General features: G+C 63.3%; 1 pseudogene. It reads left to right on the plus strand.

The window, feature by feature from the left end:
- Nucleotides 1-184: pseudogene (locus ACT3T9_RS18875) on the plus strand (carbohydrate ABC transporter permease); the annotation flags it as partial.
- Between the last annotated feature and the right edge of the window lie 184 nt (nucleotides 185-368).

Genomic DNA, 368 nt, shown 5'->3' on the forward strand with positions numbered 1-368 from the left:
GATCCTGGTCATCTCTCTGAAGACCCCGGCGGACATCGCCACCAATCCGGCGCAGTACCTCCCGCTGCGGTCCACCCTGCAGAACTACATCTCGCTGTTCGGGAAGTCTTCGTACAGGCAGAACGTGCTCTCGAGCGTCGTTGTCGCCACGGCTGCCACGCTCATCTTCAACGTCGTCAACTGATGGAACGAGCTCTTCCCCTCCGTCACCCTCCTCAACGGCTGCGACAAGCCCATCATCCCGGGGGCGCTGAACCGTTCCACCACCAGCTTCAATGTCGAGTGGGTTCCCCTCTCTGCAGCCGCGGCGCTCTCGGTGATCCCGACGATGGTGCTGTTCGGGGTCGCCTCGACGTGGATCGCCGCCG

Source organism: Brachybacterium sp. AOP29-B2-41 (genome assembly GCF_052378395.1).
Classification (GTDB): Bacteria; Actinomycetota; Actinomycetes; order Actinomycetales; family Dermabacteraceae; genus Brachybacterium.